The organism is Cesiribacter sp. SM1 (genome assembly GCF_020178975.1).
In the GTDB taxonomy this organism is placed as follows: domain Bacteria; phylum Bacteroidota; class Bacteroidia; order Cytophagales; family Cyclobacteriaceae; genus Cesiribacter.
Genome location: NZ_JAHXBU010000093.1, coordinates 1 through 19485, shown reverse-complemented (window position 1 = coordinate 19485; position 19485 = coordinate 1). Strand labels below are relative to the sequence as shown.

At 48.0% G+C, this 19485-nt stretch carries 12 protein-coding genes; 10 read left to right on the top strand and 2 right to left on the bottom strand.

The features are described from left to right. Window positions 1-53: 53 nt before the first annotated feature. Together KWJ01_RS21970 and KWJ01_RS21965 are read left to right on the top strand one after the other, a co-directional pair. Window positions 54-830 (top strand): polysaccharide deacetylase family protein, encoded by a 777-nt coding sequence (locus KWJ01_RS21970; RefSeq protein WP_224999275.1) that lies wholly within the window; start codon window positions 54-56, stop codon window positions 828-830. A 132-nt stretch (window positions 831-962) separates the two neighbouring features. Next, a complete protein-coding gene (locus KWJ01_RS21965; RefSeq protein ID WP_224999274.1) occupies window positions 963-1964 on the top strand; it encodes an SMP-30/gluconolactonase/LRE family protein in 1002 nt (333 codons plus the stop codon). Window positions 1965-2041: 77 nt separating this feature from the next. On the opposite strand, the gene KWJ01_RS21960 is transcribed toward KWJ01_RS21965, so the two are convergent. After that, window positions 2042-2524 (bottom strand): DUF2306 domain-containing protein, encoded by a 483-nt coding sequence (locus KWJ01_RS21960; protein ID WP_224999273.1) that lies wholly within the window; start codon window positions 2522-2524, stop codon window positions 2042-2044. Between the two features lie 97 nt (window positions 2525-2621). After that, window positions 2622-3461 (bottom strand): universal stress protein, encoded by an 840-nt coding sequence (locus KWJ01_RS21955; RefSeq protein ID WP_224999272.1) that lies wholly within the window; start codon window positions 3459-3461, stop codon window positions 2622-2624. Window positions 3462-3934: 473 nt separating this feature from the next. Here KWJ01_RS21955 and KWJ01_RS21950 point away from each other — a divergent pair, with 473 nt between their 5' ends. From KWJ01_RS21950 to ileS, 8 genes are all read left to right on the top strand, one after another. Then, window positions 3935-5227, top strand: coding sequence for a cation:proton antiporter (locus tag KWJ01_RS21950; protein ID WP_224999271.1), 1293 nt, complete (start codon window positions 3935-3937; stop codon window positions 5225-5227). Between the two features lie 256 nt (window positions 5228-5483). Continuing rightward, window positions 5484-6968, top strand: a complete 1485-nt coding sequence (locus tag KWJ01_RS21945; RefSeq protein WP_224999270.1) for a glycine--tRNA ligase — start codon at window positions 5484-5486, stop codon at window positions 6966-6968. 200 nt (window positions 6969-7168) lie between these two features. Continuing rightward, window positions 7169-9427, top strand: coding sequence for a cation:proton antiporter (locus tag KWJ01_RS21940; RefSeq protein ID WP_224999269.1), 2259 nt, complete (start codon window positions 7169-7171; stop codon window positions 9425-9427). A gap of 68 nt (window positions 9428-9495) precedes the next feature. Next, window positions 9496-10272, top strand: a complete 777-nt coding sequence (locus KWJ01_RS21935) for a zinc-dependent peptidase (RefSeq protein ID WP_224999268.1) — start codon at window positions 9496-9498, stop codon at window positions 10270-10272. A gap of 170 nt (window positions 10273-10442) precedes the next feature. Beyond that, window positions 10443-11783: a deoxyguanosinetriphosphate triphosphohydrolase gene (locus tag KWJ01_RS21930; RefSeq protein ID WP_224999267.1), complete on the top strand. Its 1341-nt coding sequence runs from the start codon at window positions 10443-10445 to the stop codon at window positions 11781-11783. Between the two features lie 72 nt (window positions 11784-11855). After that, window positions 11856-14285: an RND family transporter gene (locus KWJ01_RS21925; protein ID WP_224999266.1), complete on the top strand. Its 2430-nt coding sequence runs from the start codon at window positions 11856-11858 to the stop codon at window positions 14283-14285. Between the two features lie 271 nt (window positions 14286-14556). Beyond that, window positions 14557-15591, top strand: coding sequence for a sensor histidine kinase KdpD (locus tag KWJ01_RS21920; protein ID WP_224999265.1), 1035 nt, complete (start codon window positions 14557-14559; stop codon window positions 15589-15591). 245 nt (window positions 15592-15836) lie between these two features. Further along, entirely contained in the window at window positions 15837-19154 is a 3318-nt protein-coding gene (gene ileS, locus KWJ01_RS21915; RefSeq protein WP_224999264.1) for an isoleucine--tRNA ligase, read from the top strand. The last annotated feature ends 331 nt before the right edge of the window (window positions 19155-19485 follow it).

Below are 19485 nucleotides of genomic sequence, written 5' to 3'. Positions count from 1 at the left end.
GATATTGGAAACAGATTGGCACACCATTTCTGTCGCTGTTTATTAAGCTGGCCATGTTTTTAACCAGGCAAAACCTGCTCGTTTTTCTTCTGCTGATGAGCTTCTTCTTTGTGAGCGCTTGCAGCTCTGATCAGGCGCAACAGCAGGCCGGCATCTGTATTTCTTTTGATGACAGGAGCATTAAAGAGTGGTACAGCCTGCAAGAACTCCTTGCCAGGTACAATGCCAAAGTAACCTTCTTTATTTCCGGGGCAGCGGCATTAACAGCGGAAGAGGTTCGAATGCTGAAGGAACTGGAGCAGCAGGGGCACGAAATTGGGAGTCATGGAGCGCTGCATGTGCGGGCACGAGATTACATAAGGGAACACTCCTACCAGGAGTACCTCCGGGATGAGGTTTTCAGCAATACACGCGCACTGGAAAAAAAGGGCTTTTTACCTACTGCTTTTGCCTACCCCTATGGAAGAGGCTACTGGTTTACTGATCTGTTGCTGGAAAAACATTTTAAGGCAATCAGGCATGCCGTTTCTACAGACAGCATCCGGGGGCTTAGCGCCACAGACGATATATTTTTTAAACTCGGAGAGAGTAAAGAACTGGTAGCCGCCAGCATTGATGCTAACGTACATCTCAATAAAGAAGCCATTGATAATGCCTTGCAAAAGGCAGCTACTGAAAATAAGGTACTGATGATTTTCGGGCACAAGCCAGCGCAAGCGCCCAGCCCTGGCAGCTACACTTTTAACATTGCCCTGCTTGAATACATACTTCAGCAGGCCAACAAACACAATCTGGAATTTTACCGGGTAAGCGATCTTGTTCAGGATTGAATTCAGCCTAAAACCAACAGCCAAACTTTAACCATGATTTAACATTAAAATTATTTACGCTTAGGGTATAATGTTCAAACATTACACATGTTGGCGGGTACTAATTATATGAAAACTAAATAATTCAGTACTATGAAAAGAATATTTACCCCTACTGCTGTAGTTACCCTCTTTATGTCTATGCTGCTAAGCAGCTGCTCCTATCTTGATGATATATGGGATGAAACCCCAATCGACAGTCCTGACAAAATCTCCTTCACACAGGAAAACCTCTTTCCGGAAGGAGTTGAGTACGATAAGCAGATGAACCGCTTCCTGGTATCTTCCATTACGCAGGGCAGCATTGGTGTAGTGCAGCAAAATGGCAGTTATATGGAGTGGATCAATGAACCCGACATCCCTTCTACCATTGGCATTCATATTGACCAGCCACGCAAGCGCCTGCTGGTAGCAGTATCAGACAATGGCGCCAGTGTAAAAAGCTCTGAAGCCACTATTAACAGCCTTGCCGGCCTTGCTGCCTATGACCTCCGAACTGGCGAACGGATATTTTACACCCGCATGGATGCCCTGCTGCCAGATGCCCCTCATTTTGCAAATGATGTAGCCGTAGATAACAAAGGCAATGCCTATGTTACCGACAGCTTTACAGGAGTGATCTACAAGGTAGATGAAGCAGGCAATGCCAGTATTTTCTACCAGGATGATGCCCTGACACCAGCACCGGGTGCCTTTGGCCTCAACGGCATTGATTATGATCCCCGGGGTTACCTGATAGTTGCCAAATCTGACGACAATGCCTTACTACGTTTCCCGATCAGGAATCCAGCTGACTATTCTGTAATTGACATTCCTGTAGCCCTGAACAACCCGGATGGTTTGTACCTGAAAAATAATAAAGAACTGGTAGTAGTGAACAATGCCAATGGCGGAGAAAACGCTAATGTGATAACCCTCAACAGCACAAACATGTGGCAGTCTACGGAAGTGACAGATGTTTTTGAAACTGGCCCCGTATTTCCCACCACTGCTACCGAGTATCTGAATGGCCAGGTATATGTGCTTTATGCCCACCTGAACGTACTATTTTCTGGCAATACCCAGGAGGAGTTTCAGATTGTTAAGGCAGAGTAAATACTTGACTACACTTTTAAAGATAAAAAAGCAGGGGGCACCGTTGCTTCCTGCTTTTTATTATCTATTTATTAAAGCTAGACCCATTTCTTATATTTCTCCAGTATGTGCTTACGACTGCCGTAAATCAGGTAGGCAGAGATGCCTAATACCAGTGCTGAGCCTATGCCTACAACCAAGCCAAAGTATTGCTGCGGTAACAAGCGGGTAGCTACCTCGGCTACAAAAGCAGCATATAGGCCTGCCACCGACCAGCTCATGAGCCGGTAGTGCAGCCCCAGCCAGTTATGGGGTCGTTTTAAGGCAGGATACATGCCGCCGGCAAGTGTTAAAAAGCTGATTACAGCAAAGAAATGAAAAATGCCAAAGCCACCATAAAGCCTGTAAATACCAAAAGCTGTAAGCAACATTAACAGCATAGCACCCACATACACATACCCTATTTGCCGGTGCCGCTTTCCTCCCTTAGACTGCAGGAGTACCCAACCACCACTCAACATGGCTAAAAGCGCAAAAAAGGTATGAACAATGCCTATATAATTACCAAAAAGATTTTCCATAAGGCTATGCTTGAAGTGTACCCCAATGCAGGACTGGTCCTGCTTTTTATGTTTCAGGCCTGCTAGGCTTGTGCTACATTTTTACTGCTCCTGCAGCTTAGTCTCCTGGCACCAGCAGCAGGTTTGTGGGCAAATCTGCCAGAATATACTCCAGGTCATGCGGAAATATCCTGTCAAAAATATTTAAGGAGCGTTTGGGCGCTTCCATCACCAGGAGGTCTGCTTCTGCATTACGGGCAAACTTGGCCAGCTCATAGCCAGATTTACCGGCAGCTATTTTAATATTGATGCGAAGCCCTTTACACTCGGGGCAGCGGTTAATAACATGCTGCACAGTAGATATTTCATCCTGCACCAGTGTTCTGCGGGCTTCTGAATATTCATGTTCCGGATCTTCGCCCGCCAGGGCCATGGTAAGCCCATACATTTTAATTTCTTTTATGATGTGCACCTGCTTTGCCCCTTCCAGCTGCCCCAGCATGCAGCCCGACTGAATGGCATTAAATGCCTCTGCCCTGTCGCCGGCATGGATGGCTATGTTCTGGTAAGGCCTCGGGTTCATTCTCGGCTCTGTTAGTACCATCACAGGGCAATCGGCTTTACGCAATATTTTTCTGGCGATAGAGCCAATGTAGTAACGGAATATATTTTCCTTTTTAAGCGCTCCAGCCACCAGTAAGTCAACATGCTGCTTGCGGCACACCGACAGGATAAGCTTTACGGCATCTCCTTCTTCCCAAAAAATATTTGCCTGCTCTGCAGAAAAACCAGCCGAGCTTAGGTACCCCTGTAATTGCTCCTCCTTTTCAGCAGTGCGATCTCCTACGTGTATGAATACTATAGCAGCATTGAAACGAAGCTGTAACCGCCGGGCTTCGGCAATCAGCGCCTGCTGACGGGGCGAAAAGGCAATCGCAATGGCAATTTTTTTAAACATATGCTGGGGCTGAATGGCAACCCGCCTTAAAATAGAAATATTTTATGAATAAACTATGCAAATTCTTATAAATGATATCAGTATTTACGCTGTCAGCTGCAGGCAGCAGGAAACCAGCAGTTGTCTTCTGCTTAGTGATGATTTATTAACAACGCCAACAGCACTTGTTGTTTATAATTATTACTATATTAAGCATGCAATCATTGTGTGGATATAGTAAAAATGGGTTGCCTCCTCTTTTGTAGCAATTTTTCAGGCTGAACAGGTGCTTAGCTGGTATAACCTGAAGCCCATCAGGCTATTTTTAAACCAGCTATATAATAGCATTAAAGTGCATGCCTATAATAGCGCCTAACTGTTTACAGGTTGTGACTTTAGCTGTAAGCGATCATTGGTACGGTAGCATGAATACAGGATTACAACCTTTTTTCACTATCAATAAGAAGAACTAACAGGAGACCTAATAACTGCACATGGAAAGTTTATCGCATACAGAGGTTGTTAAGCTACTGCTGCAGTTAAGCATTCTGTTGATATCAGGCAGGCTCATGGCCGAGCTTGCACGTAAGCTTAAGCAACCTGCTGTTGTTGGAGAAATTCTAGCTGGTATTCTGCTGGGGCCCACGGTTTTTGGCATGATCTCCCCGCTGCATTTCGGACACCTCTTTCCTTCTGTGGGGCCCTCTGCCCTGGTTTTCGATGGCTTTGTGCATGTGGCCGTTATCCTGCTCCTGTTTATTGCAGGCCTGGAGGTAGAGCTTAACCTGGTATGGCAGCAGGGCAAGCAGGCGGTACTCACCAGCTTATCAGGCCTTATCATACCCTTTGCGCTAGGCTTTGTTTTCCCTTACTACTTTGCCTCCTTCTTTGGGCGAGAACCTGGCGCCGACCGGCTAACCTTTGCCCTGTTTGTGGGTACAGCCATGTCTATAACAGCACTGCCGGTAATTGCGCGCATCCTCATGGACATGAACCTGTTCCGCACCCGCACAGGCATGCTTATTGTGGCCTCTGCCATGATCAACGATTTGCTGGGCTGGCTTATTTTTTCTGTCATCATCAGCATGATTGGTACTGGTGGCGGCGAGGGTCTCAGCCTGCCCATGACCATTACACTTACCCTTGGCTTTACCATCCTGATGCTTACTGCCGGCAAGGGCGTGATAAACCGCATACTCCCCTGGCTCAACCGCAGCTTTGCCTGGCCTGGCGGGCTACTCTCGCTCTCGCTGGGCTTTTGCTTCCTGGCAGCTGCTTTCACCGAGTTCATTGGCATTCATGCCATCTTTGGTGCTTTTATATTAGGCGTAGCCCTGGGCGACTCCGAGCATATGCCCGAACGGGCTAAAGAAATTGTACACCATTTTGTAAACAACATTTTTGCCCCCATCTTTTTTGTATCCATAGGCCTGAAGGTAAATTTTGTTGCAAATTTTGACCTGGTACTGGTACTGGTGGTGCTGGTAATTGCCTTTGCCGGAAAAATTATTGGCAGTGGCCTGGGTTCTTACCTGGGCGGCTACAGCAAGCGCGAATCGCTGGCCATTGGTTTTGGCATGAATGCCCGTGGTGCCATGGAGATAATCCTGGGCCTCATTGCCCTGGAAAATAAAATCATAGACCAGAAGTTTTTTGTGGCCCTGGTAATTATGGCTCTTGTTACCAGCATGACCAGCGGCCCCTTTATGCGCATGTTCCTGAAACCTGCTAAAAAAATCATTCCACCCGACCAGGACCCCACGCTGCCTACCCGCGGTTTTATGTGATGTTGCATTTTCCTGTTTCGCCGGGCAACCTAAGCTGTGGTTTCAGCACCCGCCGTTATCGCTTACTCTATCATGCCATTACTGATCAGATAAGCAGCATCATTCAACTGCCGCTGTTCCAGTAAAGCTAACAGGCCTGAATACTTAAGGAGGCTTTGTATAATCATACACAAACCGGCTTTTTATTATAGAGGAGCAACCGCATTTTCACTTTGCACATTACCACTTTAACACATTAATAAATACCTTTGTGGCTATGGCAACCGACGACAAAGACCTATTTAAGAAGATTGTATCGCACGCAAAGGAATACGGTTTTGTATTCCCCTCCAGCGAAATATATGATGGCCTCCAGGCAGTATATGACTATGGCCCTTATGGTGCCGAGCTCAAAAAGAACCTGAAAGACCTCTGGTGGCAAAGCATGACCCGCCTCAACGAAAATGTGGTAGGTCTGGATGCTGCCATCTTCATGCACCCGCTTACCTGGAAAGCCTCCGGTCACGTAGATAGCTTCAACGATCCGATGATCGACAACAAAGACTCCAAGAAGCGCTACCGTGCCGATAACCTTATTGAAGATTACGCCCAGCGCCTGGAGGCCGAAGGCAAGGCCGATCAGGCCAAGGCCGTACTAACAGAAATGAACCAGCTGCTGGAAGCCGAAAAGCTGGGTGAGCTGCGGGAGCTTATTGTGCGTGAAAACATCACCTGCCCCATCAGCGGTACAGCCAACTGGACCGAGGTACGCCAGTTTAACCTGATGTTCTCTACAGAGGTAGGTTCGGTTGCCGAAGATGCTTCTAAAATTTACCTGCGCCCCGAAACTGCCCAGGGTATATTCGTAAACTTCCTGAGCGTGCAAAAAACTGCCCGCATGAAAGTGCCTTTTGGTATTGCCCAGATCGGTAAGGCCTTCAGGAATGAGATTGTGGCACGCCAGTTCATCTTCCGCATGCGCGAGTTTGAGCAAATGGAAATGCAGTTCTTTGTACGCCCCGGCACCGAAATGCAGTGGTACGAGCACTGGCGCGATGTGCGCGTGCGCTGGCACAAGGCACTGGGCATACCGGCCGACAACCTGCGCATACACCCGCACGAAAAGCTGGCACACTATGCCAACGCCGCCCTGGATATTGAATTCAAGTTCCCATTCGGCTTCAAAGAAATAGAAGGTATCCACAGCCGCACCGACTACGATCTGAAAAGACACCAGGAGTTCAGCAAGAAAAAGCAGAACTACTTTGATAACGACCTTAATGAGGAAGGCAAGCCTTACGGCAACTATGTTCCTTATGTGGTGGAAACCTCAGTGGGTGCCGACCGCCTCTTCCTGATGACGCTCTGCAATGCCTATACCGAAGAAACCGTAGGCGAAGGCGATCAGCAAAAAGAAAGGATTTACCTGAAGCTGCACCCTGCGCTGGCCCCGGTTAAAGCCGCTATTTTTCCGCTGGTGAAAAAAGACGGACTGCCGGAAAAAGCCATGAGCATTTTCAACGACCTGCGCTACGATTTCAACATTATCTATGAAGAACAGCAGACCATAGGCAAGCGCTACACCCGCCAGGACCTGATTGGTACACCTTTCTGCATAGCCGTTGATTATGAAACCCTGGAGAACGATACGGTTACAATTCGCTACCGCGATACCATGGAGCAGAAACGGGTGCCTATTTCGGCCCTGCGTGAGGAGATTGGCCGCGAAGTTTCGGTTTCCAATATCTTTAAGAACCTCTAGTGCTCCATAAAGCATAGTTTTCAGCCCCGGCCCCACAGCCGGGGCTGTTTATTTTTTTAGAGGCAGGCCTCCCATAGCGTTTAGTCCTTTTTTATTCTCAACTTTACTAAATATTTCCTACAGCCAATAAGCTGCATAAAGCAGCGTTCAGTACTGTTGTGCTGCAGAAATATGTGGCAATAATATCCGGGAGGGGAGTAATGAAAAAGAGCCTGATCTTTTATATAGGTGTTGTGGGCCTTTTTGTTGTTCTGATGTATGGAGTAGTGCAGCGCGGGCAGTTACTGGAAACTGATAAAGTACAGGAAAACAGCCAGCAGCCCCTAACAGAACTAAGTCCGCTGCAACTGTTCAGCGATTCGTTTGCAGAATCGCTCCACCACCCGCTGGCCATCCTGCTGCTGCAGATCATCTCCATTTTGTTTGTAGCACGCCTCTTTGGGTATCTTTTTTCCAAAATCGGACAGCCTACTGTCATTGGAGAAATCATTGCAGGCATTGTGCTGGGCCCTTCGCTGCTGGGCTGGCTACTTCCGGGGGTTACGGCCTTTGTTTTTCCGGCAGAGTCGCTGGGCAATCTGCAGTTCCTAAGCCAGGTGGGGCTTATCCTGTTCATGTTCGTAATAGGCATGGATCTTGATATTAAGGTGCTGCGCAACAAGGCACATGATGCTGTTATCATCAGCCATGCCAGCATTATCATTCCTTATTTTTTGGGCATGGCACTGGCGTACTTTCTGTACTCGAACTTTGCCCCGGCAGATACCAGCTTTTTATCTTTTGCCCTGTTTATGGGCATCGCCATGAGCATTACGGCTTTTCCGGTATTAGCCAGGGTAATACAGGAACGCAACCTCTCCGGCACCCAGCTGGGCACCATTACCATTACCTGCGCCGCTGCCGATGATATTACCGCCTGGTGTCTGCTGGCAGCCGTTATTGCCATTACCAAAGCCGGAACTGCCCTAAGTGCCATTTACACCATTATACTGGCTGTTGGCTATGTGCTGCTGATGATAAAGGTGGTGCAACCCTTCCTGAAAAGGATGGGGAGAATATACTCTACCAAAGAAACCATTACAAAGTCGATTGTAGCGGTTGTTTTCCTGGTGCTGCTGGGCTCATCTTACCTCAGCGAAGTGATTGGCATCCATGCCCTGTTCGGGGCTTTTCTGGCAGGCGTAATCATGCCACCCAACCTTAACTTCCGCAAAGTGCTTACAGAGAAAATAGAAGACGTGGCGCTGGTGCTCCTGCTTCCGCTCTTCTTTGTTTTTACAGGCCTGCGTACCCAAATAGGGCTGCTAAACGATTGGAGCCTCTGGGCGGTGTGCCTGCTGGTAAGTGTTGTAGCAGTAGCGGGTAAGTTTGGTGGCAGTGCACTGGCGGCCAGGTTTGTGGGGCAGTCGTGGAAAGAAAGCCTTTCCATTGGCGCCCTTATGAACACCCGCGGCCTTATGGAGCTGGTGGTGCTTAATATTGGCTACGACCTGGGTATTCTTTCGCCTGAAATATTTGCCATGATGGTGCTGATGGCCCTGATCACCACCTTTATGACAGGCCCTGCCCTTGACCTGATAGATCGCCTGTTCAACGATAAGGATAAACAGGCGCTGCAGTCGGCACTGGAAAAAACCGCTCCCATGCCCTACCAGGTGCTGCTTTCTTTTGGTCCGCCCCTGAAAGGCCGAACGCTGCTATGGCTGGCCGACCAGATGAGCTTTCGCAGGCAGGGCAAGGTAAGAATAACAGCCCTTCACCTTACCCCCAACACCGAAATTGATTTTCGCACCGCTAAAGAGTATGAACGGGAGAGCTTTAAGCCCACCCGCCAAAAAGCAGCGCAATTGGGTATAAAAGTAGAAACAGTATACCGTGTATCGGACCATGTAGGAGAAGAAATAGTAAGCATAGCCAATGATGGAGCCTACGACCTGCTGCTGGTAGGTGCATCGCAGTCGCTCTTCTCTGATGATCAGCTGGGTGGTAAAGTAAAAACCTACCTGGAGGATGTAAAATGTGATGTTGGGGTGCTGATTGACAGAAATTTTGGGCTGGCAGAGCAAATTTTGCTGGTATTGGGCAATACAGAAGACTTCTTCCTGCTGAACATTGCCAAAAACTTTATTGAAAATAACGGGGCCTCCCTCACTATTCTTGATCCTAAGCAGCTGCTAAAGGAAAATACCTACTACTCGGGCCTGGTATCGGAAATAAACAGCACAAATCCTCGTAGTATACTTATTAGTGAAGAGGCAGCCTTATCAGAAGGCCTCAATAACCGCTTTAATTTATTACTCGTAACCTATAAGAGCTGGACCGAGGGCAGCCTGCTAAACAGCAGCATTCTGGAAAGCGCACCTTCCACTCTTGTACTAAAGCAGGGCAAAGAGCGCTACAGCCGATTTACGCAGCTGCCTGCTACATCCGGGGAACAGGAAATATTGGAAAGACTTTAAAAAACTTACAATAAGTTGTAAAACAGGGGCGCCGGTTGCAACTTAAATTTTTGTTGAAAGAGCAGTTTATGCAAATAGGATTTGGGTTTCTATTTTTATTTGCCGGGGGGTTGAGTTTTCTTTTTTGGTACATCAGTACCCGCCGGCCTCCTGCTGTGTTGCCGATCAGCCCTGCTTACCGCCGCTTGTTACAACAGCATTCTGTTTATTACCAGCAGCTTACACCCTATAATCAGAAACGATTCGAGAAGCGGGTGCAGCAGTTTATTCAGCTAAAGCGCTTTGTACCCCGCAACATGCCCGAGGTAACCGACGAGATGAAGGTGCTGATTGCTGCCTCGGCCGTACAGCTAACCTTTGGCCTGCCAAATGTGTACCTGCTGCACTTTCACACCATTGTAATTTACCCCGACAGCTACTATTCTACCATCAGCAAACGCTACCATAAGGGAGAAGTAAACCCCGCCTTTGGCATTATTGTGCTCTCCTGGAAAGACTTTATAGAAGGCCTTGCCACGCCAGACGATTCCTTAAACCTGGGCCTGCATGAAATGGCACACGCCCTGCGGCTGGAAAATGTAGTACGCAACGATGAGCATAATTTTCTGAAACCACACATTTTGAAGCAATGGGAGGAAGAAAGCCAGCTTGAACGTGCTAAATTGCGCAGCGGTGAGAGCCACTTTTTCCGTCAGTATGCAGCCAGCGACGACGAAGAGTTTTTTGCTATTGCCGTAGAAAACTTCTTTGAGCGCCCAAAGCAGTTCTGGCAGGAGCTTCCGCATCTATACCAAACTTTAAGCCTGCTTCTGAACCAGGATCCGCTTTTGTTGAAGAGTGAGTGAGGGAGTGATTTGGTGAGGGAGTGAGTTATTAGTAAGTTTGACTTTTGAGAAATGAGGAAAATAGACATAATAACTCAACATTAAACTCGATTACGATACTCTAACTCTAAACCACCAGCTGTAAAACGATCTACTCAAGCACTCTGCCCCCACCCAATCACAACTAAATAATGAACTGGATACACCTGCTTTCTGCCCAACGCCCCGATGGCAAGCCTGCCGACCCTAATACCACCCGCAGTGCTTTTGAGCAGGACTTTGACCGTATTATCTTCTCCTCTCCCTTTCGCAGGCTGCAGGATAAAACGCAGGTTTTTCCACTCCCAAAGGAAGATTTTGTGCATACCCGCCTTACCCACAGCCTGGAGGTAAGCAGCGTAGGCCGCTCGCTGGGCAAACGCGCCGGCGAGGTGCTGGTACAGCGTTATCCTGAACTACAGGAAGCCGGCATTACCCAGTTCGACTTTGGTGCTGTGGTAGCAGCAGCATCGCTCACCCACGATATTGGCAACCCGCCCTTTGGCCATTGCGGCGAATCGGCTATATCTGATTTTTTTAAAACTGCAGAAATAGAAGGCATGCTGCGGGAGCACTGCTCCCCTGCCGAGTGGGCAGATCTTACCAGTTTTGAAGGCAATGCCCAGGGCTTCAGAATTCTGAACAAGGCCAGCAACACCGGCCTGCGCCTTACCTATGCCACCCTGGCTGCTTTTAGCAAATACCCCTGCCAGTCGCTGCTGCAGCACCGGAACAAAAAGCAGGTAAGCCAGAAGAAGTATGGTTTCTTTCAGAGCGAAAAAGCCATTTTTTCAGAAATGGCCCGGGCCACAGGCCTGCTGCCCATTGCCGGCGAAACAGCCGCCTGGCAGCGGCACCCGCTGGCCTTTCTGGTAGAAGCCGCCGACGATATCTGCTACCACCTGATTGACCTGGAAGATGGCTGCCGCATGGGCCTCATTTCTTTTGAGGAAACTGTTGATTTCCTGGCAGCTATTTTACAGGAACGGTTTAAGCCGGAGAAGCTGGAGCAGATCCGTGGCCAGGAAGAAAAGCTGGGGGTGCTGCGCTCACTTGCCATTGGTACGCTTATAGACCAGACCACCGCTACCTTTCTGGACCACGAGCGTGAAATGCTGAACGGCTCATTTGAAACAGCCCTGGCAGACCTGGTACCGGCACGTGAAGTACTTTCCGCCATCAAGAAAAGATCTGTTGAAAAAATATACCGATCACAGCCGGTGCTGGAAACGGAAATTGCTGGTTTTGAGGTATTGGCGGGTCTGCTGGATGCATTTGTAAAAGCGGGTTTTTATCAGCAATTTGCGCCGGAAAAATTTACGGCAAGGCATACTTCTGTTCTGCGCCTGCTGCCCGAGCAGTTCAGGCCCATCAGTAAGGGAAGCGTGTATGAACTGGCAATGAATTGCCTTGACTTTATATCCGGCCTGACCGACCGCCATGCCGTGAGCCTGTATCGGAAAATCAAAGGCACTGCCTTACCTGTATTGTGATCCGGAAAGTGTACCTGAAAAAGAACTATCCTTATGTAAGGTGCATTAATGTAAGAAGAGCAGCAAAAGAGCATGTTTGAATTTCTTTCCTATTTTATACTCCGCTATCGACTTTATCTGCTGATAGCCGTAGCCCTGGTTACGGCTTTTTTTGCTGCCCAAATTCCGCGACTGGAGCTATCTTATGATTTTACACAGGTAGTACCTCCTGAAGATCCGGATATGATCTTCCTCCAGAATTTCAAAGATGAGTTTGGAGAAGATGGTAATATACTGGTCATCGGCATGCAGGACAGCAGCCTGTATACACCTACAAATTTCAGGCGCTATCTCTACATGAGCCAGGAGATGCAAAAGGTAAGAGGCGTACAGGCCGTTCTTTCGCTGCCGCTGCTGCCCCGCCTGGAGCGTAACGATTCCCTGCGCAGCTTTGAACCGAAGCCTATCTTTACCGAGGTGCCCGATTCGCAGGCCCAGCTGGATAGCCTGCTGCAGGTAGCGCTGGACCAGCGCATTTACAGCCGCCAGCTGATAAACCCTGCCAATGGCGCTACGCTGATGGTGCTTACAGTGGATATGGACGTGATAAGCTCTCCAGACCGCCAGCGGCTCATGGACGATATCCTGATGGTTTCGGGCCTTTTTGAAGAAAACACCGGCATAAAAATGCATTATGCCGGCGTGCCTTTTGTACGCTCGGTTATGTCGGGTAAGGTACAGCAGGAGCTAAAGCTGTTCCTGTTACTGTCTGTAGTTGTAACTGCTATTATCTTATTTGCCTTTTTCCGTTCTCTGAAGGCAGTGGCTTTCCCAATGGTAGTCATTATTGTAATGATTATCTGGTCGCTGGGTACCCTGGTGCTGTTCGGGTATAAGATAACCTTGCTAACCGGCCTTATTCCGCCCATTATTGTGGTAATAGGCATTCCCAATTGTATATACCTGCTCAATAAATACCACCAGGAGTTTGCCAAAACCGGCGACCAGATGAAGGCGCTCTCCCATATTGTGCGTCGCATAGGGTTTGTAACCCTCATCACCAACTTTACCACGGCCATAGGTTTTCTGGTACTCATGACTACCGATATACGGGTACTGAAAGAGTTTGGCATCGTGGCTGGCCTTAATATTCTGGCCACATTCGTGGTAAGCCTTATTCTTATTCCTGCTATTTTCTCCTATCTGCCTGCGCCTGCCCCCAGGCACCTGAAGCACCTGGAGAGCCGCCGGCTGGACCGTATTCTTACCGCATTTGATGTAATGGTGCACCGCCACCGCTACCGCATCATGGCCTTTACGGCAGCAGTAGTTGCAGTATCGCTGGCAGGCCTTCTTCAAATACGCTCAAATGCCTATATGGTAGATGACATTCCGGAAAAGAGCGATGTTAAACAGGATCTGGCCTTTTTTGAGCGAAACTTCGGAGGCGTGATGCCCATGGAGATAGTGGTAGACACCGGGCGACCCCGGGGTGTGATGAACCTTAATACCCTGCGCCAGGTAGATTCCCTGCAGCAGTTTCTGGCCCTGCAAAAGGAGTTCTCACCACCGGTATCACTCATTAGCTTTTTAAAAGCCAGCAGGCAGGCCTTTTATCGTGGCAACCCTGCCTTCTATGAGTTACCCACCAGCAGAGAGCGTGCTTTTCTGCTGCCTTACCTGCAAAATAACCCCGATGCAGCACGCCTTTCAACTGCCTTTATCGATTCTACCGGGCAAAAAATGCGTCTTTCCCTAAAGGTATCCGACATCGGATCACTGCGTATGGATTCGCTCATCAGCAATGTAGTGCAGCCACAGGTAAACAGCCTTTTTCCCGATAGCCTGGGTATTGATGTAGCTATTACCGGCACCACGCTGCTGTTCATAAAAGGCAATCAGTACCTGATCCAGAACCTGAAAAGCAGCCTGCTGATTGCCATTGTAATTATTGCCATGATCATGGCGCTTCTCTTCCGCAACGGCCGCATGATCCTGATATCGCTTATCCCAAACATGGTGCCGCTGATTGTTACCGCAGGCCTGATGGGCTTTTTTGGTGTTCCCCTAAAGCCCAGCACTGCGCTTATCTTCAGCATCGCATTTGGTATATCGGTAGATGACTCCATCCACTTTCTGGCAAAATACCGGCAGGAGCTTATTAACCAGCGCTTCTTTGTAGCCAAAGCTATTAGTGTAAGCCTGCGCGAAACCGGCTCCAGCATGATTTACACCTCTATTGTGCTGTTCTTTGGCTTTGTTATTTTCGCCTTCTCTGAGTTTGGTGGTACCGTTGCCCTGGGTATGCTTACCTCCACCACGCTGCTGCTGGCCATGTTCACGAACCTGCTGTTGTTACCTGCCCTGTTGCTGGCCTTCGATTCAGGCAAATATGAGCGTGACGAAATGGCTCTTATTGAGCATTACGATGAGTTTTACGTTGAGACCGAAGACGAGGAAATTGACGTAAAGCAACTTAAGGTAGATGATGATGCTGATAATGACCAGACAAGCGGGAAATAAGCCCCCTGGCAGATCATATTCAGTTCTTAGCTAAGTTTATCTTGTTCTGTTCTCCTGGTTTTCATCGGCTGAGTATCCACAGCATCCTGCTGCTTTGGCTGGAGGTAAAGAATCCCTCATAGTCTCTGCTGCTAAAATCTTTTCTTTTAGAGTGAAACATCTGTCTGCCAGTTACATTAGTATTAGTAGCCCCCTCTACTAATCATACCTAATGAGAGACTTAACCACTAAAATAACAGAAACTGTACCTATCTTCTTTTTTGTATACAATATGAAAGATAAGGAGGTTGAGTTTGCTAGTCCTCAGTTTTATCAGTTAGCAGAAGGCATAGAAAGTGCAGAAAGCAATCCTCTTAAAAGGTGTATACACCCCGACCATTTGGAGGACTTCGAAAGCTTTTTTACAGATCTCACTGAACAAAATAATTATGAAGGGTCTGTAGAGCTTAAAGCAAATGAAAAGCTGGAAGGTATAAAGTGGATTGAGCTGAAAACTTTTCCGGTTAAAGAAAGACAATCAAATGATGTACTGCAGGTAGTGGGGCACATTGTGGATATCTCGCAGAAAAAGGAAATGTATAATGCCTTAACAGAGGAAAAAGAACATATTTCGAACATTCTGAACATGGTGGTACATGATCTGCGGGCGCCTCTGAACAGGGTATCCATGATCGCCGAAATACTCCAGAACAGCATGACAGAAGAGGAATATGAGAAGTACAAGATCTACCTCAGCATGCTGAGCAAACAAAGGCAGCAGGCAACAACGCTAATTCAGAGCCTGCTAAGGCTTGCCAGTCTGCAAGGCAGTGCAACCTCCCTGGATTTAAATGTTCATGATCTTCGTAGTCTTATAAATGATTCTATAAACCAGCAAAAGGATAGAATCAAAAAGAAAAAGCTGAAAGTAAACTGTGATTTTCCCGATCAGCATGTAAAGGTAAAGATTGATGCCGTGCTCTTTCGCCAGGTGCTGGAAAACCTGCTCTCCAATGCCATTAAATACACTCCTACCGGCGGTAATATAGACTACCGGCTTTCTTATAAAGAAGACCATGTTCAGTTATCGCTACAGGACAACGGTATTGGCATACCTGAAAAATATCACAAATCACTGTTTCAAAGCTTCAGAGGAATCAGAAGAAAGGGCCTTGAGGGAGAAGAATCTACCGGCTTAGGACTTTTCATCTGTAAAGAAATAGTAAAAATGCATACCGGAAATATTAGTGTGGAAAGTCGGGAGGGAGAAGGTACTACCTTTATCATCAGTTTACCCTTCCCAGAGTCCTCTGCTGCATACTATTGAAATACTTGCCAGGGAAGCAGTTCTGTTAAAGGCACCTTCTTTCAGCTACCAGCCTGCAATTTTCCATTTTATACTCTGCTGATTTGCTACCCGCTCTTCGGCCCGTTATGTTAACCAGCCCAATGTTTACTGCTTTTGTACTTTTAGCATCCAAAGCAGCCTAAATACAAGTCATAGCCTGTAAAATACATGTCATAGCAAAAGGATTTGGCTATATTTGCATTTCCTTTGACGATTAAGCAGCTATGGCTTCTAAATACACAGAATACAAAGGCATTAATTATGCCGAAATAGCCAATAATATCCTCTCCTACTGGAAGGAAAATAAGGTTTTTGAGAAATCTGTAGATGAACGTGCGGGAGCTCCCACTTTTACTTTTTTTGAGGGTCCTCCTTCGGCCAACGGTACGCCGGGCATTCACCACGTAATGGCCCGCACCGTTAAGGATATCTTCTGCCGCTACAAAACCATGCAAGGTTTCCAGGTAAAGCGTAAAGGCGGCTGGGATACCCACGGCCTGCCTGTAGAACTGCAGGTAGAAAAAGAGCTGGGCATTACCAAAGAAGATATCGGTAAAAAGATTTCGGTTGAAGAGTACAACCGTAAATGCCGCGAGGCAGTGATGAAGTTCAAAGATCAGTGGGATAACCTCACTGAGCGTATGGGCTATTGGGTAGACCTTGATAATCCTTACATTACCTTTGAACCACAATACATCGAAAGCCTCTGGCACCTGCTCAAGAAACTTTACGACAAAGGTCTGCTGTACAAGGGCTATACCATTCAGCCCTACTCTCCGGGCGCCGGTACCGGTCTTAGCTCACACGAGCTGAACCAGCCCGGCTGCTACCGCAACATAAAAGACACCACCGTTGCAGCCCTCTTTAAGGTAAAGGATAGCGAGAAGGACTACATCATGGCCTGGACAACCACACCATGGACGCTTCCTTCCAACAACTCGCTGGCGGTTGGCAAGAACATCACCTACGCCAAGGTTGCTACCTATAACCCTTACACCTACGAATCCATCAATGTAATTCTGGCAAAGGAGCGCATTGGTGCTTACTTCAACGAGAAGGCAAAAGACCTTGCCCTGGAAGATTATAAGGAAGGCGACAAGCTAATACCCTGGAAGGTGCTGGAAGAAATGCCCGGCAGCCAGCTGGTGGGCACGGTCTATGAGCAGCTCATGCCTTATGTGCCGCTTGCATTTCCTGCCTTTACTGTGCTGGAAGGCGATTTTGTTACCACCGAAGATGGTACCGGTGTAGTACACCTGGCCCAGGCCTTTGGTGCAGATGACTACCGTGTAAGCGTAGCCAATAATGTACCCGGCCTTTTTGTAAAAGACGAGGATGGTAACCAGGTGCCTGCTGTAGACAAGCAGGGCCGTTTTGTGAAGGAAATGGGTGATCTGGCAGGTCGTTATGTAAAAGAAGAATTTTATGCCGAGGCCGATCGCAGCAAAGAAGACTTCAGGCCTACAGATGTATACATAGCCATTAAGCTTAAGGAAGAAGGCAAGGCCTTTAAGGTAGAGAAGTACGAGCACAGCTACCCACATTGCTGGCGTACCGATAAACCTATTCTTTATTATCCGCTGGAGAGCTGGTTTATTAAAACAACTGCTTATAAGGAGCAGCTTGTTCGCCTGAATCGCACCATTAACTGGAAGCCCGAAAGCACTGGCGTTGGCCGTTTTGGTAACTGGCTGGAGAACCTGGTTGACTGGAACCTAAGCCGCAGCCGCTACTGGGGTACACCGCTGCCTATCTGGCGTACCGAAGATAAAAAAGAGGAGAAATGCATTGGCTCTCTTGCAGAACTTAAGGCAGAGGTAGATAAAGCCATTGCCTCCGGTATACAGCAAAAGCCTATCGATGGCGAATTTGATCCGCACCGTCCGTTTGTAGATGAGGTGTACCTGGTAAGTGAAAGCGGCAAAAAGATGTATCGCGAGGCAGACCTGATCGACGTGTGGTTCGACTCCGGCGCCATGCCTTATGCCCAGTGGCACTGGCCATTTGAGCAGCAGGATGTGCTGAAAGAAAACTTCCCGGCCGATTTCATTGCCGAAGGTGTTGACCAGACCCGTGGCTGGTTCTTTACCCTGCACGCCCTGGCTGTGATGCTCTTTGATGACGTGGCTTTCAAAAATGTGATTGCCAATGGACTGGTACTGGATAAGAACGGTAACAAGATGAGCAAGCGCCTTGGCAATGCCGTCGATCCGTTCAAAACCCTGGATACCTACGGACCTGATGCCACCCGCTGGTACATGATCAGCAACGCCAACCCCTGGGATAACCTTAAGTTTGACCTGGATGGAGTGCTGGAAGTACAGCGCCGCTTTTTTGGCACCCTGCATAACACCTACAACTTCTTTGCGCTCTATGCGAACCTCGATGGCTTCAGCTATTCTGAAAAGCCCTTACCGCTCGCACAGCGCCCGGAGAGTGATCGCTGGATCCTTAGCCGCCTGAACAGCCTGATTGTAGATGTTGAGCGTGCATACAACGACTATGAGCCAACCAAAGCAGCCAGGGCTATCCAGGATTTCACCATCGATGATCTTAGCAACTGGTACGTGCGCCTGAACCGTAAGCGTTTCTGGCGTGGCGATTATTCAGAAGACAAGCAGGCTGCATACCAGACCCTGTACGATTGCTTGCAAACTATTGCACAGCTGGCGGCACCTATTGCTCCTTTTTACATGGAGCTACTGTACCGCAACCTGAACAGCGTTAGTGGAAGGCAGCAGGAGCAAAGTGTGCACCTGGTTCGTTTCCCCGAAGCAGATCATGCGCAGATCGACACTGGTCTAGAGGAGCGTATGCATAAGGCACAGATTGTGTCTTCACTGGTACACTCCCTGCGTAAGAAAGAGAAAATCAAAGTGCGTCAGCCACTAAGCCGCATTTTGATCCCCATCTTGAACGCTAAACAGCGCGAGCAGATTCATGATGTTGAAGACCTGATCCTGAATGAAGTGAACGTGAAGGCCATCGAGTATATCGATGATGCCTCTGGTGTACTGGTAAAGCAGATCAAACCCAACTTTGCCAAGCTTGGTAAGGAGTACGGTCCGCGCATGAAGGAAATCACTGCAGCAGTTGCAAAATTTGAGCAAACTGATATCAGCCAGATCGAGCGTGATGGTGCGTATACCCTGCAGCTGCCAAATGGCCCCATCAATTTAACTATTGAGGATGTTTTGATCACTTCTCAGGATATCCCGGGCTGGTCTGTTGCCAGCGAAGAAGATGTTACTGTTGCCCTGGATATCAACATTTCTGATGAGCTTCGCCAGGAAGGGATCGCTCGCGATCTGGTAAACCGCCTGCAGAACCTGCGCAAAGATATGGGTCTTGAGGTTCAGGATAAGATCAGCATTACGGTTGAGCGTGGAGAGGAGTTGGTAAATGCAGCTCTTGAAGCTAATAAAGAGTATATCTGTACAGAAACCCAGGCCCTTCAGTTAAACTTTACAGATCAGCTTGCAGATGGTAAGCTACTGGAGATGGATGATGTTCAGCTTAGGGTACAGGTAGAGCAGGTATAAGCTATTATGTCCCAATATGCTAATAAAGTAAAGCACCTGGAAGAAAACCACAAAGCAGCTTCTATCTAACTATCTGAGGAAGATATGCAGCAGTTAAACAATTTATACCACATAGTGCAAAGAACCTTCAATAGTGAGGGGATGTTGTAGCTGGTATGGGAAGAGTGAAGAAGGTAGAGATTCATGAGAGTGCAGAGGAGCTATTACAGAGGAGCAGGAAGCTTACTCATCCCTTAGCCCAGGCAAGAGTAAGAGCCTTTTATCTGTACAAGATTAACCAGAACAAGGAATATGGAGAAATAGCCAAAGAAGTTGGTTATGGTCCACATGC